Below are 22,425 nucleotides of genomic sequence, written 5' to 3'. Positions count from 1 at the left end.
TTCGCGCGCGGTCTCCCGCGGCCCGCAGCGCTCGGGTGGGTCTCGCCATGGCGCGCCGGTCCGTGGGCCGGGGCCTACTGCGAGCTCTCGGGCCTACGGCGGTTTTGCGGGCCTACGATCGGCGGTCGTTGGGCCGGGAACCCGTCGTTGGCCCGGAAACTCGTCGGGCGACGCGCTGCGGCCGCGAACGCTGCCACACCCCCCTCACAGTTCGGAGACCACGGCCCGGCTCCCGCCCGAGCAGGGCCGCGATCCCCACGTAGCTGCGACTCGCCCCCACCCCGCATGCCGCCGACACTACGAACCACCCCCGACGGTTCAGTCCGTGAGGGCCTTCGCCAGATCGTCGCGGAAGGCCCGCTCGGACGGGGTCACGGTCTCGCCACCGAGGCCCAGCAATCCCCCACTGGACGCCGCGCCCACCACACTCTCGGCGACCTCCACCAGCCAGTGCCGGTAGGTCTCCGCGTCCGCCGGAGCGGCCTTGGCGGCGAGCAGCGCGTTCGCCTCCGCGGCACGGCCGACGACGTCCGCGGCGTACGCGGCCGGGTCGCCCGGCTCGATCACCGGGGCCTCCTCACCGAGCGAGGGGTCTCCCACCTCCGCGACGATCTCGTTGGCGATCGCAGCCACCAGCGTGCTCGCCGACGCCCGCGCGTCCGCGATGACGTCCAGCCCCGCGGCGGCTTCGGCGCGGGTCTTGCGCGAGCTGTCCGGACTGGCGGCGCTCGCGGCGACGAGCACCGACTGGGGCAGCCCGACGAGCAGCCCCCACTCGGGGTCGGTAAAGCCCAGCGTCGCGTACAGCGGCAGTTCGGTCACGAAGCGCTCCTTTGTTCACGTGCAACCGCACACGGCTTACCCAGGAGAATCTTGTCGCACCCGCGTGCGAGTGTGTCGGTCGTGATCGTCACCTTCGACGCCGAGCTGTGGCTGTGGGAAGCACGGCGCAACGAGAGCTGGACCTTCGTGAGCCTCCCGGCGGAGGCCTCCGAAGACATCCGGGAAATCACCGCGGGCCTGGAGCGCGGCTTCGGGTCCCTCCGCGTCCGCGCGCGCATCGGCGTGAGCACGTGGAAGACGTCGATCTTCCCCGACAGCAAACGCGGCTCCTACGTGCTGCCGATCAAACGCGCGATCCGCACGGCCCAGTCGCTCGAACCGGGCGACACCACCTCCGTGGAGGTAGAACTCATCGACCTGTGAACACCTAGGCGGCCGGGGGCTGGCGGATCGGGGTGTTCTGGGCGGCGGCGAGCCACCAGGCGCCGTCGCGCTCCACGAGCACGTACAGCGCCATCTCGGAGAACGCGCCCTCCGCGACGGCCTGGCGGCGGATCTGGGTGACGATCACGCCCGGCGCCGGCGCCAGCACCGCGATCACCTCGAACCGGGACGCCGGCGCCCCGACCGGCGGCGCGTCGGGAGAGACCGCGGCGCGCGCCCCGTCCATCAGCCGGTGATGAATCGCGTTGAGTGGCGCGTACCCCGCGAGCGTCGCCCCGTACGGACTGCCCCACAGCACGTCGTCGGCGAAGGAACTGTCGTACAGGTCGGCGTCGAGCGTGTCTCCGGCTTTTTGCAATTCATCGGCGAACCGCCGGACAACTTCCTCGGCGGTCGCCCCGGCGATGGGGTCGTGCAGTGTCGGTCGCATAGGGAGGGACGGTAGGAGGTAAACCAAGGTCGAGGTCAAGGCGTCGGTTTCCCGATACCGTTCGCAGCGACGAAGGGACACACCGTGGCGAGTTTGACGGATCCTGGTGCCCCACCGGGCCACCGCCGGCCGATGGACCGCAACCGCGTGATCATCATCGCGGTGGTGCTCGTCGTCGGTCTGTTCGCGCTGTGGGCCATCACCACCGGCGCCATCCGGTTCTTCGGCAGCGACGACGACAAGAACCCGACGCCCGCGCAGTCACGCACCTCCGTGCAGCCCACTGTCGGCGACACCACCACGGTCACCGACGGCGACCTCCAGTTGCAGCTGATCGGGGTCCAGTCGGCGAGCCCGCGCGAGCTCACCGTCACCGTCTCGGTCCACAACCGCACCTCGGCGTTCGTGTCCTTCTACGGGGAGGCCCAGCAGGTGGTCAGCTCCGAATCACGCACCGCCCACGGCGCGGTGTCGCTGACGTCGCTCGAACCGAAGGAGACCGCCAAGGTCACGCTCGTGTTCGCGCTCCCGGAGAACTTCCGGGCCGCCGAGCTCGACCTGCACTCCACCCCGTCCTCCGCCGGCGCCCGCATTCCCCTCGGCTGAGCGGCCGTTGCGACGAGATCCGCGCCCGCGGCGGGTCGCTGGCCTACGACGGCGAGACCGTCGGCGTCCGCGACCTCACGTCGGGAACACCCGGGGCAGCTCCCGCTCGGTGAACTTCGGGCTGCGCTTCTCCAGGAACGCGCGCACGCCCTCCTTGCCGTCGCCGATGCTCGTGTAGAACATCGCGAGCGAGTCGGTGAGGTGCGCCTCCAGCGGATGGGGCTGCGCCACGTTCCGGTAGATCAGCTTGCGGGTCAGCGCGGTACCCACCCGCGACCGGTCGGTCGTGAACTTCGCCGCCAGCGCGTACGCCGTCGGCAGCAGGTCGTCCGGCGCGACGACCGACCGCAACAGCCCACCCTCGTGTGCCTCTGCCGCGGTCAGGATCTCCGCCGAGTACGTCCACTCCAGCGCCCGGCTGATCCCGACCAGCCGCGGCAGGAACCACGAGCTCGCCGCCTCCGGCACGATGCCGAGCTTGCCGAACACGAACCCGATCCGCGCCTTCTCCGATGCGATCCGGATGTCCATCGGCAGCGTCATCGTCGCGCCGATACCGACTGCCGGGCCGTTGATCGCCGCGATCACCGGCTTCGGGCAGTCGAAGATCGCCAGTGTCACCCGGCCACCGGTGTCACGCACACCCCGCACGATCTCCGGGTCGTCGAACCGTTCGCGCACGTCCTCGGGGGTCGGGCGCAGCGACTCGTCCAGACCGAACACGTTGCCCTCGGCCGAAAGGTCCATGCCCGCGCAGAACGCCCGGCCGCTGCCGGTCACCACCACCGCCGCGACGCCCTCGTCGGTGCCGGCCCGGCCGAACGCGTCGACCAGCTCCTCGGCCATCGTCACCGTGAACGCGTTGAGGTTCTCGGGGCGGTGCAGCGTCAGCGTGAGGATGCCGTCGGAAACGGCGTACCGGAGCGTCTCGTAATCCATCCGCCGATCCTAGAAAACGGCTGGGACAACCGGTCCACACTGATGACGTGGAACACACACGACGAGTAACCCTGAGCAAAAGGATGTCGCTCGCGCTGCGGCACGAGCCGGGCCGCTTCGGCCTGACGCTCGACCCCGCCGGCTGGGTCTCGATCGACGATTTCCTCGCCGCGCTGCAGATCGACCGCGCGGACTTCGACACCGTCGTCGCCCTCGACGACAAACAACGCTTCGCGGTGATCGACGATCGGGTGCGGGCGAACCAGGGCCACTCGGTCACCGTCGAGCTCGGGTACCGGCCCGCGGAACCCCCGGCCGTGCTCTTCCACGGCACGAGCGCTGACGCGGTGCCGTCGATCCGCGCGACCGGTCTGCACCGCGGAAAGCGTCACCATGTCCACCTGTCGCCCGACGAGGCAACCGCCCAGCGGGTCGGTTCCCGTCGGCGGGGCGCGGTGGCGATCCTGACGATCGACGCGGCGGCGATGGCCCGGGACGGTCACGTCTTCTACCGGTCGGACAACGGGGTGTGGCTCGTCGAGGCCGTACCCAACCACTATCTGTCCTGTTCAGCGCCTACCTCAACCTCGATGGGCTGAATGTCGGGCGCCCCATGCAACTTGCAAAACACCGGAATCCCATCCCGCGACCATACCGCTACCCACGAACAGTTGGTTCCCGTTGTCCGTCCGGTCATCCTCCGGAAGCAGGACGTCCAGGTCCGCCGAAAACATCAGACGTCGCGCTGCGCACTCCCATAACTTCAGGCTGTGGCCAGCCCTCAGCCGCCGTATCCGCTACCGAACCCGCACCAGCCGTTGTGCGTAGAAGGCCAATCCGAGCAAGTCACCTTCGACGGCACCTGGATCACCATCCAGCGCCGGGGTGAGCCGGTGCGGCCGAGCGACCGACGTGCGCACGTGCAGGACATCACGGCGATCGACGTGCGCCCGGCGCGATTCACGAACGGGCAGTTCCGGGTGGAGATCACCAGCTCCGACGGGCGCCGTGCCCGTGCCGAGCTCGCCGTCGCGTTCCGCAGCGGCCGGGCCGACGACTTCTACCGCCTGGGCGCGACGCTCGAAGCCGCCCGTGCCGGGATGCTCGCTCCGCCGCCACCCCCTCCACCGGCCGCCGCGCCGGATCCCGGTGACGAGTTGCGTCGCCTCTGGCAGTTGGTGCAGATAGGGCAGATGAGCAAGGAAGAGTTCGAAGAAGCCAAGCGGCGCCTGTTCACGTAGCGTCGACCGGGTGACCATCTCCCAGGCGCTGCGCGCCACCGGACAGGCCGCGCTCGGCGCGGTGCTGCTCACCGCCGGCACGGCTCACCTGACCGTCGCGCGCGAGGAGTTCCAGGCGCAGGTGCCGAACTGGTTCCCGGCCGACGCCGACACGGTGGTCCTCGCGTCGGGCATCGTCGAACTGGCCCTGGGCACCGCACTGGTGACCACGTGGAAGCAGCCGGCCCGGCGTCGGCTGGGGTGGCTCGTCGCCGGGTTCTTCGTCGCGGTGTTCCCGGGCAACATCGCGCAGTTCGTCGAGCACAAGGACGGGTTCGGGCTCGACACCGACACCAAGCGCGCGGTGCGCCTGCTCGGTCAGCCGGCGCTGGTCGCCTGGGCGCTGCTCTCGACGAAGAAGGTCAAGCCGGGTCCGTGAGCCGCCGCCCGGCCAGGTGCTCCAGGTAGGCCGCGCCGAGCAGTTCACCGTTCACGGGGCCGAAGTGCGCGAGCGCGTCGCGGTAGAGCGCGGTGACCGCGCCGGACACGGGGTACGGGGCGAGCGCCTGCACGGACTCCAGCTCCTCGACGATCCGGTCCAGGCCGAACGACGGCAACCGGTCCCCGCTGGTGAGGGCCGGCAGGTAGTCCCGCAGGAACGCGCTGGCCGCCGGGCCGTCGTTCAGCAGCTCGCCGAGGGCCTCCGGCGCCAGGCCGGCGCGTTGCCCGATCAGCAGAGCCTCGGTCACCGCGGCCGCTTGACCGAACCACAGCACGTTGACCAGCAACTTCGTAAGGTAACCGGCGCCCGGTCCGCCGCAGTGATGGATCCGGCCGGCGAATGCGCCGAGCAGGTCCCGGTAGGCATCCAGTACCGCGGCATCGCCACCGACGTACAGAGTCAGCTCGGCGCCCGGTCCGCCACCCATCGGCGCGTCGAGCGCCACCAGGCCGCGCTTTCGCGCCGCCTCGGCCAGCTCCTTCCCCAGGTCCGGCGCGGTGCTGGTCAGATCGATCCAGGCGACGCCAGGCGCGGCGCGCTCCAGCAGGCCAGGCACCACGGCACGCACCTCGGGGCTACCCGGAAGCACGGTGATCAGGACCTCGACGCCGTCCAGGACGTCGTCGGGAGCCCAGTGCGCACCGGCGTCGCGCACGGCGGGCGCCACCTCGGCGCGCCGGTCGGCCACCCGGACGTCGTGCCCGGCACGCACCAGGGCCCGGACGATCGGCAGCCCCATCCGCCCGGCGCCGACCAGCGCGATCCGGGTTACTTCGCGACCTCGCGCTCGACGGCGCCGGTCAGCCGGGCGTCGTCCGGAGTGAGCGACGGCGCGTACCGACCCACGACCTCACCGGACCGCGACACCAGGAACTTCTCGAAGTTCCAGAGGACCTCGGGGTCCTGACCGGCCGGCAGGCCGTAGCCCTCCAGGCGCGCCCGGTGGGTCTCCTTGTCGCCCTCGGCCTGCGCCATCGCGGCCGTGAGCTGCTGGTACAGCGGATGCTTCTCGGCGCCGGTGACAGCGATCTTCGAGAACATCGGGAACTGGACGTTGAACGTGCTGGTGCAGAACTCGGCGATCTCCTCGTCGGTGCCGGGCTCCTGGCCGGCGAAGTCGTTCGCCGGGAAGCCGAGCACCGAGAAGCCCTGGTCGCGGTACTGCTCGTGCAGCTTCTCCAGGCCCTCGTACTGCGGGGTGAGGCCGCACTTCGAGGCGACGTTGACGATGAGCAGCACCTGGCCGTCGTACGCGGCGAGCGTTGTCTCCTCGCCGGTGATCGTCCGTACCGGAATGTCCTGGATCGCAGTCATTCGAGAACCCCCTCCATCGTTTACCGAAACCCTAACGGGAAGGCGATGCACCCACACTGGTGGCTTGGGTCACAGGTAGGCTGGGCGTCCCCTCGAGCGACCGGGAGACTCCGTTGACCGACGGCGGCATCGATACGAGCGTGGTGCACGCCGCGCGACGCTACAACTATTGGCTCGGTGGGCGGGACAATTTCGCTGTCGACCGGGAGTCCGGGGACCAGATCGCCGCGCTCTACCCGTGGACGCCGATGTGGGCGCGGGAGAACCGGGCGTTCCTGGTGCGGGCGGTGGAGTACCTGGCCGGTGAGGTCGGTATCCGCCAGTTCCTCGACATCGGCACCGGGTTACCCACCGCGAACAACGTGCACGAGGTCGCGCAGCGCGTCGCGCCGGAGTCACGGGTGCTGTACGTCGACAACGATCCGCTGGTCATGGCCCATGCGCGGGCGCTGCTCTCGGCGCAGGGTCGCACGGAGTACCTCGAAGCCGACTTCCTCGCACCGGACGACATTCTGCACTCGCCCACGTTGACGAAGGTGCTGAACCTCGACGAGCCGGTCGCGCTGATGCTCGTCGCGCTCGTGCACCTCATCCCCGACGCGCAGAACCCGCTGGCCGCCGTCCGCACGCTGCTCGACGCACTGCCGTCCGGCAGTTACCTGGTCATGAGCCACGGCACCGCCGACTTCATGACCGCCGACGCGCTCGCGGACGTGCCGGAGTTCCAGCGCCTGGCGACGTTCCAGATGCGGTCGAGCGCCGAGCTCCTCCCGTTCTTCGACGGGACGCACGTGGTGGACCCCGGGCTGGTGTGCATCACCGACTGGCGCTCGCCGCTGCCGGAGTCGGAGCGCCCGGACCCCGCGCACGTCGGGTGCTACGGCGCGGTGGGCCGGAAGGAATAATTCGCGGCGGTCGGGGTCTGTAGCTCATATGACTGACAAGCCGGTATTACAGCCAGGACCCGACCACCCGATCACGGTCACGCCCAACCACAACCGGGTGATCGTGACGGTTGCCGGGAAGGTCGTCGCCGACACCCGCAACGCGCTCACGCTGCAGGAATCCACGTACCCGCCGGTGCAGTACGTACCGCTGGCGGACGTCGACCAGTCGCTGCTCGAGCGCAGCTCCTACGAGTCGTACTGCCCGTTCAAGGGCGACGCGACGTACTACTCGATCCCGCTGGGCGGGGACAAGTCGAAGGACGCGGTCTGGGAGTACAACGAGCCGTACGAGGCCGTGGCCGCGATCAAGGGTCATGTGGCGTTCTGGGACGGCCGCGTCGACTCGGTCGACGTCGAAGCCGAGGGCCAGCGCGCCTAGGCGATCGGGGGCGCCGCTCGGGACCTCCCGACGGCGCCCCCCTCGTCAGAACAGGCGCATGGGTTCCGGTTCGGGCTCGGGTTCCGGGAGGGGGTCGAGCGCCGGGACCTCGGCGCGGACGGCCGCGTGGAAGAGGCGGGCCAGCTCGGGCGATTGGGCGTTGTCGGGCGTGTGGATGAACACTGTCGGTGCGCGGCCCTCCCGGAGCCAGGTCGCCGTCTGTTTCACCCAGGGCTGCCAGCCCTCGACGGTGCGGGCCGGGTCGTCGCGGCCCAGGTAACGCACGATCGGCCGATCGGTGAGCGCTTCGTCGCGCTTGGCGACCCGCGGCTTCTTCGTCCAGGCGTCGCGCTCGGCGTCGCTGGTGGGTGGGGAGGCGAACAACGCGGTGGTGTCGAACGGGATCCACTCGGTGTCGGCCGCCGTGAGCACTGCTTCGAGCTCGCTCGTGGCGTGCGCGTCGTCGAAGAACGCCGGGTGACGCACCTCGACCGCGTATCGGAACGACGCGGGCAACCTGCGCAGGAACCGCGCCAGCGCCGGCACGTCCGCCGGTGCGAACGCGCCAGGCAACTGCACCCACAACGCGTGTGCCCGAGCCCCGAGCGGCTCCATCGCGTCCAGAAAAGCACGAACTTCCTTGTCGACGTTCTGGAAGCGGCCCTCGTGGGTGATGGTGCGGGGGAACTTCGGGACGATGCGGAAATCGCTGTCGGTCTGGGCGACCCAGCCGGCCACCGTGGCCGGGGGCGGCGTGGCGTAGAACGTGGTGTTGCCTTCGACGGCGTCGCAGTGGTGGGCGTACGCGCGCAGACGTTCCGCGGAGGGCAGCGCGTGCCAGGCCCACGCCTTGTGCGTCCACTGAGCACACCCCACCGCCAGGCGCACCCCGACTCCTTCGCTCTCGCACCGCCCGATCGGCGGCAGTGCGGCCACCTTACGCGCCCCCTCCGACACCCGCCGCCCACGCGGCGCGCGGGCCCGAACGACCCCGTGCCGGCGCGCCCTAGTTCATGTGCGGATAACGGTGGTCGGTCGGGGGGACGAACGTCTCCTTGATCGACCGCGGGCTGGTCCACCGTTGCAGGTTCAGAATCGAACCGGCCTTGTCGTTCGTGCCGGACGCCCGTCCACCACCGAACGGCTGCTGCCCGACGACAGCACCGGTGGGCCGGTCGTTGACGTAGAAGTTGCCCGCGGCGAACCGCAGCGCCTGCTCGGCCTCGGCCACCGCGCGCCGGTCGTCGGCGAAGACCGTGCCGGTCAGACCGTACGGCGAGCCGGTGTCGACGGTGTGCAGCACGTCGGACCAGCGCTCGTCGTCGTACACGTGGACGCTGAGGATGGGGCCGAAGTACTCGTCGCGGAACATCGCGTCGGTGGGGTCGTCGCCGACGAGCACCGTGGGCCGCACGAACCAGCCCTCGGTGTCGTCGGAGGTGCCGCCCACGACCACGTTCGGTCGGGAACGGTCGATCGCGGCGCTGACCTTGGCGAACGCACGGGCGTCGATGAGCGCGCCCCCGAAGTTGCTCAGGTCGCTGACGTCGCCGTAGCTCAACCCATCGACCGCGGCGAGGAAGTCGTCGGACATGCGTGTCCACAGCGACCGGGGCAGGAACGCCCGGGACGCGGCGGAACACTTCTGGCCCTGGTACTCGAACGCGCCGCGGATCAACGCGGTGCTCAGCGCGGCGGGGTCGGCCGACGGGTGCGCGACGACGAAGTCCTTGCCGCCGGTCTCCCCGACCAGGCGCGGGTAGGTGCGGTACCGCGCGATGTTCTGCCCGACGGTCTGCCACAGGTGCTGGAACGTCGCGGTGGAGCCGGTGAAGTGGATGCCGGCCAACCGCGGGTCGGCCAGCAGCACTTCGGACGCCTCGCGGCCGTCCCCGGTGAGCATGTTGATGACGCCGGGAGGCAGCCCGGCGGCCTCGAGCAACCGCAGTGTCCACCAGGCCGAGAGCGTCTGGGTGGGGCTCGGCTTCCACACGACCGTGTTACCCATCAGGGCGGGCGCGGTCGGGAGGTTCCCCGCGATCGCCGTGAAGTTGAACGGCGTGATCGCGTAGACGAAGCCTTCGAGCGGCCGGTGGTCCATCCGGTTCCACACGCCGGGCGAGCTCACCGGCTGCTCTTCGAGCAACCGACGGCCGTAGGCGACGTTGAACCGCCAGAAGTCGACGAGTTCGCACGGGGCGTCGATCTCGGCCTGGATCGCGGTCTTCGACTGGCCGAGCATCGTCGCCGCCGCGATCCGTTCGCGCCACGGCCCGGCGAGCAGGTCGGCAGCGCGCAGGAACACCGCGGCGCGGTCGTCGTAGCTCATCGCGGCCCAGTCGGGTGCGGCAGCGGTCGCCGCTTCGACGGCTGCCGTCGCGTCCGCGCGGGTGGCGGTTCCGGCGGTCCCGAGCACCGACTTGTGGCGGTGCGGCTGGACGACGTCGAATGCCGGGCCGGCCGCGCGCGCCTGCACGCCGCCGATCGTCTGCGTCAGCTCGACGTGGTCGGCGGCCTGCTTGTCGAGTTCCGCGACGAGACGGGCACGCTCGGGTGAGCCCGGCGCGTAGGTGTGCACCGGCTCGTTGACCGGAACGGGAACCTGCGTGATCGACTGCACGGGACCGCCTTTCAGGAAGAGACCAGGGAGCGCGCGAAGAAGGCCAGGTTGGCGGGGCGCTCGGCCAGCCGACGGGTGAAGTACGCGTACCAGTCGGTGCCGAACGGGACGTAGATGCGCACGGTGTCGCCGGCGTCGGCAAGGCGACGCTGTTCGGCGGGGCGGACGCCGTAGAGCATCTGGTATTCGCCGATGGGCCGGGTGGCGGCGATGCGCAGCAGGCGGGGGTCGTGGGTGGCGACCATCGCGTACGCGCCGCCCTCGACGAGGGTGCGCAGGCACCGGACGTAGGCGCGGTCCACCTGGGACTTGCGGCCGTGGGCCACGGACGGCGGTTCGGCGTAGGCGCCCTTGACCAGCCGCACGCGCGAGCCGGGGTAGGCGAAGTCGCGGGCGTCGTCCTCGGTGCGCAACAGCATCGACTGCAGGACGCATCCGAGGCGCGGGAACTGCTGGCGCAGTTCGCGGACCGCTGCCAGCGTCCGGTCGACGGTGGTGTGGTCCTCCATGTCGAACGTGACGTCGACGTCGTTGCGGTAGGCGTGTTCGACGAGCGCGAAGCCCCGCTCGGTGGACTGGCCGAGCGCGGACAGCTTCACCGACACCTTGGCGCCGTCGGCCAGGCCTTCCTCGGCGAGCCGGTCGACCAGGACGCGGTACGCGGCCACGGTGCGGTCGGCGTGGACGGCGTCGGTGACGTCTTCGCCGAGGTGGTCGAGGGTCACGCGGAGGCCGTCGGCGGACAACGTGCGCGCGGTGGTGAGCGCGGACTCGATGTCGTCGCCGGCCACGAACCGGGCGACGACGCGCCGGTTCACGGTGCTGCGGGCGAGCAGGGACCGGACCGGCTTCTGCCGGGCCGCGCCGAGCACGAGCTGTCCGTACATGGCTCGACGTTATGCCTGGAGGCGTCATGAACCTATCGACAGATGTCAGTAGGAGGCGCCTTTCGTTGTATACAAGTGTCATGATCGAGCAACTCGGCCAGCTGCAGGACCTCGTCGACACCGTGGCCGACGTGACCGGGTGCCCGGTCACGCTCGAGGACCGTGACCTCAACCTGGTCGCGTCGTCGGGTCACGAGGACGTCATCGACGCGGTCCGGCGGGCCACGATCCTGCGCCGCCGTTCCGGCGCCGACGTGCAACTGCTCTTCGCGACGTTCGGCATCGCGCGGGCCACGCGGCCGCTCCGGATCCCCGGCGACGTGCCGTCGGAGCGGATGGGGCGCTGGTGTCTGCCGGTCCGCTGGCGTCAGGTCACGTACGGGTACGTGTGGCTGCTCGATCCGGACGACGCCGTGCCCCGGGCGACGATCGACGGACTCGGTGACGTCGTGGACCAGGCCGCGGCGCTGCTGGCGTTACGCTCGCAGGCCGCGGAGCGGGTCACGTGGGCGGCCGGGGGGCTGATGTCCGACGACGCCGGAGTCCGTGCCCGCGCGCTGGACGAACTGCGCGGCCGCGGCGCCCTGTCCCGGACCGGCAACGTCTCCGTGGTCGCGCTCGCCCCTCGCCACGAGGGAACCCTCGGTCCCGTCAACTCCTGGCTACTGCCCCGCGGCGTCGTCGCCGCCCCCGTCGGCGGCCACGCCGCCCTTTTGGTCCCCGCCGCGCCGACCGGCGCGGCCGGCAGCGGGTCGGCCACGCGCGGCGCCGCCGCCGCGGCGCACGGCGGCGCCGCGTTCGCCGCGTCCGTGGCGGCGAAAGTGGCGCATTCGTTGCTCGCGCAGCACGTCGGAGGCGTTGCGGCCGGGATCTCCGGGCAGGTGGATCCGGCGGAGGCGCACCTCGGGTGGCGGCAGGCCGGTACCGCGCTGGAGGTGGCGCGCGGCCGGCGCGGGGACTCCAGCGTGGAGATCGCGGACTGGGCCGCGCTCGGCGTCCGCCGGCTGCTCGCGCTCGCCGACGCGTCCACACTGGCGACGACGCTCAGTGACGACCGCCTCGAACGACTGACAACGCTCGACGCTCACCTGATCCACACCGCACGGACCTACCTCGAACTCGGTACCGCCGCGACGGCTACAGCCCAGCGCCTGTCGATCCACCGGCAGACCCTCTACCAGCGATTAGCGCGGATCGAAGAGCTCACCGGCCTCGATCTCTCCGCCGGAGAGGACCGCGCTCTGACCTATCTGTTCATCACTTTCTTTCATTCCCCCTAGCCGGGAGGTGATCGGCGGCAGCGCCCTCGTGAGCCGCGACAGCGCCCCCGCCTCTGTCGTGTCCTCTAGCTCCAGGTGACCGGCAGGGAGTAGACGCCGTAGGCGAGCCGGTCGTGTTTGAACGCCACCTGCTCCAGCGGGATCGCCGCCTCCAGGGTGGGTACCCGCCGGAACAGCGTGCTGAAGACGATCTGCAGCTCGGCGCGGGCGAGCTGCTGCCCGACGCAGACGTGCGGCCCGAAGCCGAACGCCACGTGGCGGCCCGCGTCCCGGTGCAGGTCGAGCCGGGCCGGGTCGTCGAACACCCGGGTGTCCCAGTTGCCCGCGGAGAAGTCCAGGACGATGCCGTCGCCGGCGCGGATCACCTGACCGCCGATGTCGATGTCGTCGACGGCGATCCGGCGCTGGCCGTTGTGGATGATGCTCAGGTACCGCAGCAACTCCTCGACGGCGTTCGCGATCTCCTTCTCGTCGTCGCTGTCGCGCAGGACCGCGAGCTGGTCGGGGTTGCGCAGCACCGCGAGCGCACCGAGCCCGATCATGTTCGCGCTGGTCTCGTGGCCGGCGAACAGCAGCGTGGTGCACATCTGCCGGGCCTCGGCCAGCGTCAGCGTGCCTTCGCGCACCAGCCTGGCGTAGTCGGCGACGACCGAGCCGTCCTCGTCGTCGGACGTGTCGTACTTGGATTCGACCAGCCGGTCCACGTACTTGCCCAGCGCGGCGTAGTTCTCCCGCTGGCTGCCCGCCGTCGCGTACCGGTCCAGCGCGCTGGCCGCGGCGGTCTCGAAGAACTCGCGGTCCTCGGCGGGCACTCCCAGCAGGTCGCAGATCATCAGCGACGGCACCGGGAGCGCCAGCGCCGGAACGAGGTCGGCCGGTTTCGGACCGGCCAGCATCGCGTCGATGTGTTCGTCGGTGATCCGCTGGATCACCGGGCGCAGGGCGTTGACCCGCTTGAACGAGAACGACCGGGTCGCCATCCGCCGCAGGCGGGTGTGCTCGGCGCCGTCGACGGTCGTGATGCTCTTCGGCCGGTGCGGCGCCATCACCGCCATGCCCTCGTTCCAGTGCGGGAACCCGGGCAGGTGGTGGTCGACGCTCACCCGCGGGTCCGCGGCCAGCGCGTGGAGCTCGTCGTTGCCGGTGATCAGCCACGGGGTGCTCCCGTCCCAGATCCGGACGCGGGTGACCGGTTCGGTGGCCGCGAGGGCGATCACCTCCGGCGCCGGATCGAAGGGACAGGTGGCGTCGCGCTGCATCGGGAAGTCCATCACGTCGCTTCCTCCTCGAATCCGATCGCCAGCGCGGGGCAGGCCGCCGCCGCCCGGCGCACGTTGTCGAACTGGTCCGGCGGCGGGTGCTCGTCGAGCAGGAACACGACGCCGTCGATGTCCCGCTGGTCGAACACGTCCGGAGCCAGCGCGACGCACTGGCCCGCGGCAACGCACTTGTCCTCGTCGACCCGGACCTTCATCGGGTGGCCACCTTCCGGAGGTACTTGCCCGCGGCCGTGCCGCCGTCGACCTGCAGCACGGCGCCGGTCAGGTAGCGCGCGCGGTCGCCGGCCAGGTAGGCGGCGGCCTCCGCGACGTCCTCCGGAACACCGGCGCGGTTGAGCGGTCGTCCAGCCGCCTGGATGCGGCGGATCCCCGCGATGAAGTCGTCGAGTTCGGCGCCGCTCAGACCGTTGGCGGCAGAGCCGAGCAGTTCGGTCGGGATGCCGCCGGGCGTGATGCAGTTGACGCGCACGCCGTGCTCGCCAAGGTCGATCGCGGCGGACTTGGTGAAGTGGATGACGGCCGCCTTCGAGGCCCGGTACGTCAGGACACGTGCCCCGGCCTCCACCCCGCCGATCGAGGAGACGTTGACGATCGAGCCGCCGCCGTTGCCGGCCATGTGGCGTGCGGCTGCCTGGGTGCCGGCCATGACGCCGAGCAGGTTCACCCCGAGGATGCGGTGGAACGCGGCCAGGTCGTCGTCGAGGAACCGCTGGAACATCGGCCCCGAGATCGCGGCGTTGTTGACCATCACGTCGAGCCCGCCGAACGCGTTCAGAGTGACGTCGACAAGGGTTTTGATCTGTTCCGGATCGGAGACGTCGGTCGCGGTGAACAGCGCGTCCGGCGCGAGCTTCGCGGCGAGGGCCTCGCCCCGCTCCCGGTCGACGTCGGCGACGACGACACGCATTCCTTCGCGGACGAAGTGTTCGACGATCGCCCGCCCGATGCCACCGGCACCACCGGTGACGATGCCGGCCTTGCCGGTGAACTCTCCAGGCATGGGCCTGAGTGTACGGTTGATTAGACACTGCGTCTATTGCCTGGCCTATACGTCCAGCGATACGGTGTGGCCCCGGTTCCAGCCGAAGGAGACGGCATGCCCAAGCAGCGTCACCTGCACCTGAACCTCGTGGCCAACGACATCAACCGCCACCACGGCGCACCGGCCTACGAGCGGGAACACGGCAACAGCGCCGACGGACGCGGTCCCTACGCGCGCCTGCTGGAGTACGCCCGGTTCGGCGACGAGGGCCTGTTCACCGCGATCTTCATCGGCGACCTGCCCGGCATGTCGTCGTCCCCCGCGTTCGACCTCGGACCCGCCGATCCGATCACGTCGCTGGTGGCAATCGCCCAGCACACGCGGTACGTCGGTCTCATCGCGACGGCGTCGACGACGTTCTACGACCCGTACAACCTGGCGCGTCTGCTGGCCTCCCTCGACCAGCTCTCGGACGGCCGGGCCGGGTTCAACGCGGTCACGTCCGCCGGTGAGCAGTTCGCGCTCAACTACAGCCTCGAGGCGCACCTCGACCGCGAGACGCGCTACCGCCGCGCCGAGGAGTTCGTCGACGTCGTCAAGGCGCTGTGGGAGAACCGCGAGCTGCGGACGGGCCCGGACGGGGTCACCCGCTTCTACGCCCACCCGATCAATCACCGGGGCGCGTACTTCTCCGTCGCCGGGCCGCTCGGCGTCGCGCCCAGCAGGCAGGGCCGGCCGATGCTCGCGCAGGCCGGCGGCTCCGGTGCGGGCATCACGCTGGCGGCGAAGCACGCCGAGATGGTGTTCACGAACGCCACGACCCGCGAGCAGGCCGCGTCGTACCAAGCGCAGCTCAACGACGCCCTCGCCGGTGCGGGCCGGCCGCGCGACAGCGTTCCGCAGATCCCCGGGCTCATCCCGTTCCTCGGCCCCACCGCGGCGGCGGCCGAGGAGCGGATGCGCGCGCTCGACGACCACGTGCCGTGGGAGTTCCTCGCGCCGTTCGCGATCGGGCAGTTCGGCTTCGAGGTGCCCTACGACAGCCTCGACGACGTCATCGACATCCGGACGTTGCCCCGGCCCGAGGACGTCGAGAAGACGATCTCCAGCACGTACGGGAACTACGTCGGTCTCTACAACTGGCTGCGCGAACACCCGGGCGCGACGGTGAAGGACATCACCGCGCAGTCGATCGGACGTGGCGGCGCGCAGCACCGGAAGTTCGTCGGCTCCTACGACGAGATCGTCGAGAACTTCGCGCAGTGGTTCGAGGACGGCAACGTCGGCGGTTTCAACCTGATGTTCCCGATCTCCGGTTCGGACATCCAGGAGTTCATCGACGAGGTCGTCCCGCGCCTGATCGATCGCGGCATCTACCGCAAGACGCCGCACGAGCGTCCGCTCCGGGAACGGTTCGGCGAGGAGGTCGCCGAGTGAACCGAGCCGTCGCGGCGAGGCACGCCCGCACCGACGACTTCAAAGCCGCGTTCCGCACGCACGCCGGCGGGGTCGCACTGGTCACCGCGGACAACGGGACCGACCGGGCCGCGCTGACGGCGACGTCGGTGTCCTCGGTCAGCGTCGATCCGAACCTGCTGTTGTTCTCGGTGTCGGCCGCCGCCTCGGCCGCGCCCGTGCTCCTCACCGCGACGAGCGTCGTGGTCCACCTGCTCGACGCGGACGACCTCGCCCTGGCCCGGCTCGGCTCGACGAGCGGCGTCGACCGGTTCGCGGACACCTCGCTGTGGTCGAGGCTGCCCACCGGCGAGCCGTTCTTCCCCGGCGTCCGGACCCGGATCTGCGGCACCGTCGTCGAACGCCTTTCCCTGGGCACCTCGACGGTGGTCGTCGTCGAGGCCACGCAGGTGGTCCTTCCCGACGACGGGCGCACGCTCCCGCCGCTCGTCCACCACGACCGCACCTGGCACCGCCTCGACGAGGGGTCGCGAATCCGATGACCGATCCCGGGCCGCAGCCGAGTTCCTACGATCCCGCCTGGGTGCGGGCCAAGTACACCCACGAGCGGGACAAGCGCCTGCGCCCGGACAGCATCGACCAGTTCGTCGAGGTCACGGCCGAGTTCTCGCACTACGAGGACGATCCGTACACCGCGCCGATCGATCGGCGGCCGGTGGACGACGGGGTGCCGGTCCTGATCGTCGGCGCCGGGTTGGGGAGCATCCTGGCCGCGGTGCGGATGAAGGAAGCGGGGACGGCCGGGATCCGGATCGTCGACACGGCCGGGGACTTCGGGGGGACCTGGTACTGGAACCGTTACCCCGGGGTGCAGTGCGACATCGAGTCTTACATCTACTTCCCGCTGCTGGAGGAACTCGGGTACGTGCCCACGGAGCGGTACGCCCACGGCGCCGAGATCCGTGCGTATCTCCAGACGGCGGCGCGCTCCTACGGCCTCTACGACGACGTGCTCTTCCAGACGACGGTCACCGGCATGACCTGGGACGCCACCCGCGATCGGTGGCTCGTGTCCACCGACCGCGGCGACCGGATCGCTGCCGAGCTCGTCGTCGTCTCCCCCGGCTCGCTCACCAAGCCCAAGCTGCCGGGCATCCCGGGCATCAACGAGTTCCGCGGGCACACGTTCCACACCAGCCGGTGGGACTACGGCTACACCGGCGGCGACGAGTCCGGTGGCCTGACCGGCCTGCGCGACAGGACCGTCGGCATCGTGGGCACCGGCGCGACCGGCCTGCAGGTCGTCCCCCAGCTGGGACGCTGGGCCGAACAGCTCTACGTCTTCCAGCGCACCCCGAACGCCGTCGACGTACGCGGGAACCGGCCCACCGACCCCGCCTGGGCCGCCGGCCTGCGACCCGGCTGGCACCGCGAGCGGATGCTGAACTTCACCCGCGTGTGCGCCGGCGCCGAGCGGAACCTCGACCTGGTCGGCGACGGCTGGACGGAGGTGGCCCGCGAACTGACCGGGCCCGCGGTGGCCCGCGAGATGGCTCGGCGCGGGGGCGCCATGACCCCCGAGGAGATCGGCGAGTTCCTGTATGAGCAGGACTACCTGTCGATGGAGCGCGTCCGCGCCCGGATCGACACGATCGTGCGGGATCCGAGAACTGCCGCGGCGCTCAAGCCCTGGTACAAGCGCAACTGCAAACGCCTCGGCTTCCACGACGAGTACCTGGAGACGTTCAACCGGCCGAACGTCGAGCTCGTCGACACCGACGGACGCGGAATCGACCGCCTGACCGAAACCGGTGTCGTCGTCGGGGCCACGGAGTACCGGGTCGACGCGCTGATCTTCGCGACCGGCTTCGAGGTCGGCACCAGCTACACCCGGCGCGCGGGCTTCGACATCGTGGGCCGCAACGGCGTGCACCTGAGCGACAAGTGGTCCAAAGGGCCGCGCACGTTCCACGGGCTGCTGTCCCACGGCTTTCCGAACTGCTTCTTCCTCGGTTACACACAGACCGGGATCGCCAGCAACTACACCCACACCGCCGAGGAACGCGCCCGGCACCTGGCCTATCTCGTGACCCAGCGCTCCGAGCGGGGTGCGCGCACGATCGAAGCCGATCTCGACGCCGAGAACGTCTGGGTGGAGACGATGTACGAGGGTTCGCGGCGCGCGCTCGCGTTCTTCGACGACTGCACGCCCAGCTATCTGAACACCGAAGGCGACCGCGAAAACCCCGACAGCCTCTTGGCCGCCGGGTACGGCGCCGGTCCGGTCGCGTTCTTCCAACTACTGGACGACTGGCGGAAAACCGGCCGCACGGAGGGCGTGCGGTTCGCCTGAGCTCACTTCATCGTCGCGTACAACGCGTCGGTCATCGCGTCGACGGCGGCTTCCCGGTCGACCTCCCAGCCCTGCACGAGCCAGAGGTACAGGAACTGGTCGAGCATCGTGTAGAGCATGAGGATCGTCACCCGGATCTGCGCCGGGCTCATTCCCTTCGCCCGGTCGGACGCGATCCAATCGGCGACGTCGCGCTCCATCTGGGCGCGGTGCTCGACAGCGAACTCCGGGTCGGACGCCCGCGCCTCGTGCAAACTGCGGTGCAGCACGGGGACCGCGGTGTAGAAGTCGACCATTTTCTCGACGGAATCTTTGATCGCCCGGCGCTTACCCGGACCCCATCGCAGATTGTCCGTGAACGACCAATCGGCGAGCCGCTGTGCGCGCAGCCCCCGGAGCACCGTCGCCTTGCTGTTGAAATGGAGGTAGAACGTCGCCCGGCTGATCCCGGCCCGCTTCACGATGTCGTCGACGGTGACCGCGTGATAACCCTTGTTCCCGAAGACCTCGAGCGCGGCCTCGAAGATGGTCTGCCGCGTGAGCTCGCGCTGGCGATCTCGGAGCGTGGACCTCGGGGCTGCGTCACTCATGCTGCGTCACTCATGATGGGGTCGAATGTAGCAACCCGGGCCGTCCGTCCGGTCGGTCACGCGCGCCGACGGCCGGCGCGGCTCAGCCGCCAGTCCGGCGGGAACCCCTCGTCGTTGTCTTTCACCGACGTGGTCAGGCCCCGTTCCATCGTCTCGTCGTCGAGCCGGAAGTCGTCGCGGTCGGGTCGGATCTGAGGGCCGAACGATTCGAGGAGTCCGGCGAGGAGCGAGCCGAGGTATTCGCCCTGGAACTGCTCGAAGATGTGGAAGAACGTCTTCTGCAGATGGACGGTGTCGGTCGGTCGTGACCGGGAGCAGGCGTCGGCGTACTTCGCCACCTCGGCGTCCAACTGGTCCCGCGGAACGACTGAGTTGACGAAATTGCAGTCGTACATCTCGTCGGCCGTGAAGGGGCGACCGGTGAACAACATTTCCTTGAACCGGCGGGTGCCCATCGTGAGCGCCCAGGACCACATCCGCGGGCCCCACCCCGCATAGCGGAAAGCCGCGTGGCCGAAGAGGGCGTCGTCCGAGGCGATCACCAGATCGGCGTCGGCGGCCTGGTAGAAGTGCCAGCCGTAGCAGTAGCCCTGCACCTGCAGAATGCTGATCTTCTGGAATTCGCGGAGGCTGCGACAGCCGGATTGCGCGTTGGCGAACCAGGGGCCGAGCATTCCGGAATTGCGGTAGGAGCCCGCCGGCGGGAACGTCACGTCGTCGGCGTGCTCGGCCAGGCGGTACTCCTCCAGGCGGGCCTCCGGGTCGTCCGCCGCGGCGGTGGCCAGGAAGTCCGGGAGGTCGACGCCGGTGCCGAGGTCCTGACCCACACCGCGGATGACCAGCACCTTGACGTCGTCGTCGATGTTGGCACGGTGCAGCAGGTCGGCATAGCGCAGGCGCATCTCGGTGGTCGGCGCGTTCTTCTTCTCCGGCCGGTTCAACGTGATCGTGGCGATCTTGGTACGGGGATTCTTCTCGTAGAGAACCCAGTCCTCGCTCATCGTGACCTCCGTCAGTTCTGGCCCGCGGGGGCGGTGCCGATGACGCCTGTCGCCGTCAGGCGGGCGAGTTCGGCGGGGGGCAGCCCCAGGATTTCGGCGTTGTGTTCGCCGAGGAGTGGGGCGTGCCTGGGGGTCAGGCGTTCGGGGGCGCCGGGCCAGCGGAACGGCAGTGTCGACTGGCGATATCGGCCGACGATCGGGTGGTCGACCTGTTCGTGGAAGTGGCGTGCCCGGAATTGTTCGAGCTCGGGTTGGCGGTGTGGAAGGACCACCCGGGCGATGGGAACGCCCGCTGTCCAGAGCAGGTCGACGGCCTCGTCGGCGGTGCGTTCGCGGAACCACTGGCGCAGGAGTTCGTCCTCGTGTCTGTCCGCGAGCGGTACGTTCGTCACCTCGCACAGTGCTGCCCACTGCTCGTCCGAGGTCACTGACAGGGCGACCCAGACGTCGTCGCGGCCGAACTCGTCGGTTCCGGACGCGTGGTAGAGGTTCTGCGGGGCCGCGGCCGGGCTGCGGTTTCCGGCGCGGTTGAGCAGGACGCCGTGGGCGGAGTGTTCGATCACCTGCTCGGCGGCGACGTTGAGCGCGGCGTCGATCATGGCTGCTTCGACGAGGGAGCCCTGGCCGGTGCGGGTGCGGTGTTCGAGCGCGACGAGTAGCGCGAAGACCGCGTGGATGCCGGCGTTCGGGTCGCCGAAGCAGTTCGGTTCGACCGGGTTCTCGTCGGGGTAGCCGGTGAGCCAGGTGAGGCCGGAGGCGTCTTCGATCGCGTAGGCGAAGGCGGTGTTTTCGCGCCAGGGGCCGTCCAGGCCGAAGCCGGGCATACGGAGCATGACGAGGTCGGGCTTGATCGTTCGGAGGCGGTCGTAGGTCAGCCCCAGCTGCTCGAATACCCTCGGGGTGTAGTTCTCGACGATCACGTCGCAGGTCGGGATCAGGCCGAGGAGGAGCTCCCGGCCCTCGTCGGTGGCGAGGTCGATCGTCACGTCCTTCTTGCCGGCGTTGCCGCCGAGGTGGATGGGGGAACGTTCCCACCACGCCTCCACGGTGGGCTCCGCCGCGACGACGAGCCGCCCTCCGTCCGGCCGAGTGGTCGACTCGACGTGAACGACCTCCGCCCCGAGCAGCGCCAGCGTGTGCGTGCTGAGCGGCCCCGCCCAATAGGCGGTCAGATCCAGCACCCGCAGCCCCTCCAGCGGCAGCACGTCGGGCGCCTCCGCAGCGGCAGAGGCCGCCGCCCGCGCACCGCCGGCGGCCACTGGCGCCGATCGCGGCGGCGCGGCCGAGAGGGGCGGCTCGGGGGGCGCCGTCCACGCGGCGGTGTGTTCGCCGAGTTGGGGGGCTGGGGAAGGTTCTCGGAGAGGGGCCGCGGAGAGGCGGAACGGGGCGGCTGGTTGGAGGAAGGTGCCGTCGGAGCTGGGGACCACGCTGTGGCGGTGGGTGATCTGGTCCCAGGTGGGGATCGTGGCGCCGGTGCCGATGGGGGCGTTGGGGATCCGGAACGCGCTGGCCAGTTCGCGGATCTCGGCCACCGTGCGGACGGCGATCCACTCGGCGACCACCGGAACGACGTCCTCCGGCCGAGCCAGCAACGCGTCGTCGTCGGTCCAGGACGGCTGCCCGACCATCGCGTAGAAGTCCGTGCGCTGCTGGAGCGTGCCGCACGCCAGCCCGATCAACCCGTCCTTGGCGCTCCACACCCCGGGCGCCCGCACGATCCGCTCGGCCCGGTACGGCTCGGAGTTCACGTCGAAGAACGTCACCGGGTAGTAGGTCATCGTCAACGCCGCGACCTCGAGCCGCGACACGTCGACCAGCCCTCCGCGCCGCGCCAGCAGACCCACGAGCAAGCCCACAGCGGCATACGCACCGCTGACCCACTCACCCGCTCGCCCACCGATCTGCACGGGTGCACGGTCCGGGCGCCCCCGCCCGATCCCGACGATCCCCCCGGACCACGCCTGCAGTGTGAAATCCGTGGCGGGCCGCCCCGCCCACGGCCCACTGAGCCCGAACGGGGTCACCGCCGTGACGACCAGGTGCGGAAACTCCCCGGTCAGCCACGAAGGCGAAAGCACCGCCGCGAGTCGCGACTCCGGCGACCACACGACCGCGTCCGCACGAGAAAGGACCGCCCGGGCCGCCGCAACGGCCCCCGGATCGACCACCACGCTCTGCTTCCCACCACTCAGGAACCGGAACAGCGGCAGATCACGGCCCGATGCCCCGGACGCCGACCACGACCGGAGCGGGTCCCCCTCGGGCGCCTCCAACTTCACGACCGTCGCCCCGGCGTCGACAAGAAGCTTGGTGCAGTAGGCGCCGGGGATCCCGCTGGACAGATCGACGACGGTGATTCCGTGCAGCGGACGACTCAGCGTCACGATCGACCCCACACTCACTAGACAGTGTGTCTACTGTCTAGGCACCATAATCTTCAGTTGGTCACGGC

Annotated in this window: 25 protein-coding genes; 11 read left to right on the top strand and 14 right to left on the bottom strand. The window is 70.2% G+C overall.

Translation table 11 applies throughout. The features are described 5' to 3' along the window. Nucleotides 1–318 precede the first annotated feature (318 nt). Nucleotides 319–822 carry a hypothetical protein gene (locus ACGFY5_RS08880; RefSeq protein WP_392719004.1) on the bottom strand — a complete coding sequence of 168 codons (504 nt, stop codon included), beginning with the start codon at nucleotides 820–822 and terminating at the stop codon, nucleotides 319–321. Between the two features lie 81 nt (nucleotides 823–903). Between ACGFY5_RS08880 and ACGFY5_RS08875 the strand changes: the two genes are divergently transcribed. Beyond that, nucleotides 904–1,206, top strand: coding sequence for a DUF1905 domain-containing protein (locus ACGFY5_RS08875; protein WP_392719003.1), 303 nt, complete (start codon nucleotides 904–906; stop codon nucleotides 1,204–1,206). Nucleotides 1,207–1,210: 4 nt separating this feature from the next. On the opposite strand, the gene ACGFY5_RS08870 is transcribed toward ACGFY5_RS08875, so the two are convergent. After that, nucleotides 1,211–1,657, bottom strand: coding sequence for a DUF4440 domain-containing protein (locus ACGFY5_RS08870; protein ID WP_392719002.1), 447 nt, complete (start codon nucleotides 1,655–1,657; stop codon nucleotides 1,211–1,213). 132 nt (nucleotides 1,658–1,789) lie between these two features. Between ACGFY5_RS08870 and ACGFY5_RS08865 the strand changes: the two genes are divergently transcribed. Beyond that, on the top strand, nucleotides 1,790–2,263 hold the full coding sequence (locus ACGFY5_RS08865; RefSeq protein ID WP_392719001.1) for a hypothetical protein: 474 nt from the start codon (nucleotides 1,790–1,792) through the stop codon (nucleotides 2,261–2,263). A 75-nt stretch (nucleotides 2,264–2,338) separates the two neighbouring features. On the opposite strand, the gene ACGFY5_RS08860 is transcribed toward ACGFY5_RS08865, so the two are convergent. Beyond that, a complete protein-coding gene (locus ACGFY5_RS08860) occupies nucleotides 2,339–3,202 on the bottom strand; it encodes a crotonase/enoyl-CoA hydratase family protein (protein ID WP_392719000.1) in 864 nt (287 codons plus the stop codon). Between the two features lie 47 nt (nucleotides 3,203–3,249). On the opposite strand from ACGFY5_RS08860, the gene ACGFY5_RS08855 reads away from it, so the two are divergent. From ACGFY5_RS08855 to ACGFY5_RS08845, 3 genes are all read left to right on the top strand, one after another. Next, nucleotides 3,250–3,801 (top strand): RNA 2'-phosphotransferase, encoded by a 552-nt coding sequence (locus ACGFY5_RS08855; RefSeq protein ID WP_392718999.1) that lies wholly within the window; start codon nucleotides 3,250–3,252, stop codon nucleotides 3,799–3,801. 171 nt (nucleotides 3,802–3,972) lie between these two features. Further along, nucleotides 3,973–4,443 (top strand): hypothetical protein, encoded by a 471-nt coding sequence (locus ACGFY5_RS08850; RefSeq protein ID WP_392718998.1) that lies wholly within the window; start codon nucleotides 3,973–3,975, stop codon nucleotides 4,441–4,443. 10 nt (nucleotides 4,444–4,453) lie between these two features. Then, on the top strand, nucleotides 4,454–4,861 hold the full coding sequence (locus ACGFY5_RS08845; protein WP_392718997.1) for a hypothetical protein: 408 nt from the start codon (nucleotides 4,454–4,456) through the stop codon (nucleotides 4,859–4,861). On the opposite strand, the gene ACGFY5_RS08840 is transcribed toward ACGFY5_RS08845, so the two are convergent. Both ACGFY5_RS08840 and ACGFY5_RS08835 read right to left on the bottom strand, forming a co-directional pair. Beyond that, complete coding sequence (locus tag ACGFY5_RS08840) at nucleotides 4,845–5,681, bottom strand: NAD(P)-dependent oxidoreductase (protein ID WP_392720443.1); 837 nt, start codon at nucleotides 5,679–5,681, stop codon at nucleotides 4,845–4,847. The two genes, ACGFY5_RS08845 and ACGFY5_RS08840, sit on opposite strands and share 17 nt — an antisense overlap. An 11-nt stretch (nucleotides 5,682–5,692) precedes the next feature. Then, nucleotides 5,693–6,238 carry a glutathione peroxidase gene (locus ACGFY5_RS08835; protein WP_392718996.1) on the bottom strand — a complete coding sequence of 182 codons (546 nt, stop codon included), beginning with the start codon at nucleotides 6,236–6,238 and terminating at the stop codon, nucleotides 5,693–5,695. Between the two features lie 113 nt (nucleotides 6,239–6,351). On the opposite strand from ACGFY5_RS08835, the gene ACGFY5_RS08830 reads away from it, so the two are divergent. After that, the gene (locus ACGFY5_RS08830) at nucleotides 6,352–7,143 is read left to right on the top strand and encodes an SAM-dependent methyltransferase (protein WP_392718994.1); all 792 of its coding nucleotides are present in this window, start codon (nucleotides 6,352–6,354) and stop codon (nucleotides 7,141–7,143) included. A gap of 28 nt (nucleotides 7,144–7,171) precedes the next feature. Beyond that, entirely contained in the window at nucleotides 7,172–7,564 is a 393-nt protein-coding gene (locus tag ACGFY5_RS08825) for a DUF427 domain-containing protein (protein WP_392718992.1), read from the top strand. 45 nt (nucleotides 7,565–7,609) lie between these two features. On the opposite strand, the gene ACGFY5_RS08820 is transcribed toward ACGFY5_RS08825, so the two are convergent. The 3 genes from ACGFY5_RS08820 to ACGFY5_RS08810 all read right to left on the bottom strand — a co-directional run bounded on the left by ACGFY5_RS08820 (nucleotide 7,610) and on the right by ACGFY5_RS08810 (nucleotide 11,071). Beyond that, the gene (locus ACGFY5_RS08820) at nucleotides 7,610–8,452 is read right to left on the bottom strand and encodes a DUF72 domain-containing protein (RefSeq protein WP_392718990.1); all 843 of its coding nucleotides are present in this window, start codon (nucleotides 8,450–8,452) and stop codon (nucleotides 7,610–7,612) included. Between the two features lie 118 nt (nucleotides 8,453–8,570). Then, complete coding sequence (gene pruA / locus ACGFY5_RS08815; RefSeq protein ID WP_392718988.1) at nucleotides 8,571–10,184, bottom strand: L-glutamate gamma-semialdehyde dehydrogenase; 1,614 nt, start codon at nucleotides 10,182–10,184, stop codon at nucleotides 8,571–8,573. An 11-nt stretch (nucleotides 10,185–10,195) separates the two neighbouring features. Next, the gene (locus ACGFY5_RS08810) at nucleotides 10,196–11,071 is read right to left on the bottom strand and encodes a proline dehydrogenase family protein (RefSeq protein ID WP_392718987.1); all 876 of its coding nucleotides are present in this window, start codon (nucleotides 11,069–11,071) and stop codon (nucleotides 10,196–10,198) included. A gap of 80 nt (nucleotides 11,072–11,151) precedes the next feature. On the opposite strand from ACGFY5_RS08810, the gene ACGFY5_RS08805 reads away from it, so the two are divergent. Beyond that, nucleotides 11,152–12,351 carry a PucR family transcriptional regulator gene (locus tag ACGFY5_RS08805; protein ID WP_392718985.1) on the top strand — a complete coding sequence of 400 codons (1,200 nt, stop codon included), beginning with the start codon at nucleotides 11,152–11,154 and terminating at the stop codon, nucleotides 12,349–12,351. Nucleotides 12,352–12,416: 65 nt separating this feature from the next. On the opposite strand, the gene ACGFY5_RS08800 is transcribed toward ACGFY5_RS08805, so the two are convergent. Genes ACGFY5_RS08800 through ACGFY5_RS08790 form a run of 3 tightly spaced genes read right to left on the bottom strand, consistent with a single transcriptional unit; the run spans nucleotide 12,417 to nucleotide 14,631 of the window. Continuing rightward, complete coding sequence (locus ACGFY5_RS08800) at nucleotides 12,417–13,622, bottom strand: cytochrome P450 (RefSeq protein WP_392720441.1); 1,206 nt, start codon at nucleotides 13,620–13,622, stop codon at nucleotides 12,417–12,419. Then, nucleotides 13,622–13,825: a ferredoxin gene (locus tag ACGFY5_RS08795; RefSeq protein WP_392718983.1), complete on the bottom strand. Its 204-nt coding sequence runs from the start codon at nucleotides 13,823–13,825 to the stop codon at nucleotides 13,622–13,624. The genes ACGFY5_RS08800 and ACGFY5_RS08795 overlap by 1 nt, the downstream gene beginning before the upstream one ends. Then, nucleotides 13,822–14,631 carry a glucose 1-dehydrogenase gene (locus ACGFY5_RS08790; RefSeq protein WP_392718981.1) on the bottom strand — a complete coding sequence of 270 codons (810 nt, stop codon included), beginning with the start codon at nucleotides 14,629–14,631 and terminating at the stop codon, nucleotides 13,822–13,824. Before ACGFY5_RS08790 ends, ACGFY5_RS08795 begins: the two co-directional genes overlap by 4 nt. 96 nt (nucleotides 14,632–14,727) lie before the next feature. Here ACGFY5_RS08790 and ACGFY5_RS08785 point away from each other — a divergent pair, with 96 nt between their 5' ends. From ACGFY5_RS08785 to ACGFY5_RS08775, 3 genes are read left to right on the top strand one after another with little or no spacing between them, the layout of a single operon-like run. Then, complete coding sequence (locus ACGFY5_RS08785) at nucleotides 14,728–16,050, top strand: NtaA/DmoA family FMN-dependent monooxygenase (protein WP_392718979.1); 1,323 nt, start codon at nucleotides 14,728–14,730, stop codon at nucleotides 16,048–16,050. Continuing rightward, nucleotides 16,047–16,571 (top strand): flavin reductase, encoded by a 525-nt coding sequence (locus ACGFY5_RS08780; protein WP_392718977.1) that lies wholly within the window; start codon nucleotides 16,047–16,049, stop codon nucleotides 16,569–16,571. Before ACGFY5_RS08785 ends, ACGFY5_RS08780 begins: the two co-directional genes overlap by 4 nt. Further along, the gene (locus ACGFY5_RS08775) at nucleotides 16,568–18,382 is read left to right on the top strand and encodes a flavin-containing monooxygenase (protein WP_392718975.1); all 1,815 of its coding nucleotides are present in this window, start codon (nucleotides 16,568–16,570) and stop codon (nucleotides 18,380–18,382) included. Before ACGFY5_RS08780 ends, ACGFY5_RS08775 begins: the two co-directional genes overlap by 4 nt. A 2-nt stretch (nucleotides 18,383–18,384) precedes the next feature. Here ACGFY5_RS08775 and ACGFY5_RS08770 read toward each other — a convergent pair whose 3' ends face one another. From ACGFY5_RS08770 to ACGFY5_RS08760, 3 genes are read right to left on the bottom strand one after another with little or no spacing between them, the layout of a single operon-like run. Continuing rightward, nucleotides 18,385–18,972 (bottom strand): TetR/AcrR family transcriptional regulator, encoded by a 588-nt coding sequence (locus tag ACGFY5_RS08770; RefSeq protein WP_392718972.1) that lies wholly within the window; start codon nucleotides 18,970–18,972, stop codon nucleotides 18,385–18,387. Nucleotides 18,973–19,028: 56 nt separating this feature from the next. Next, complete coding sequence (locus ACGFY5_RS08765; protein WP_392718970.1) at nucleotides 19,029–19,973, bottom strand: enoyl-CoA hydratase/isomerase family protein; 945 nt, start codon at nucleotides 19,971–19,973, stop codon at nucleotides 19,029–19,031. A gap of 11 nt (nucleotides 19,974–19,984) precedes the next feature. Further along, nucleotides 19,985–22,357 carry a CoA transferase gene (locus ACGFY5_RS08760; protein WP_392718968.1) on the bottom strand — a complete coding sequence of 791 codons (2,373 nt, stop codon included), beginning with the start codon at nucleotides 22,355–22,357 and terminating at the stop codon, nucleotides 19,985–19,987. Nucleotides 22,358–22,425 lie beyond the last annotated feature (68 nt).

This window comes from Cryptosporangium sp. NPDC048952 (assembly GCF_043197895.1).
Lineage (GTDB): Bacteria > Actinomycetota > Actinomycetes > Mycobacteriales > Cryptosporangiaceae > Cryptosporangium.
Note: the sequence above shows the minus strand (reverse complement) of the source record. Positions and strands in the feature narration are given on the sequence as shown.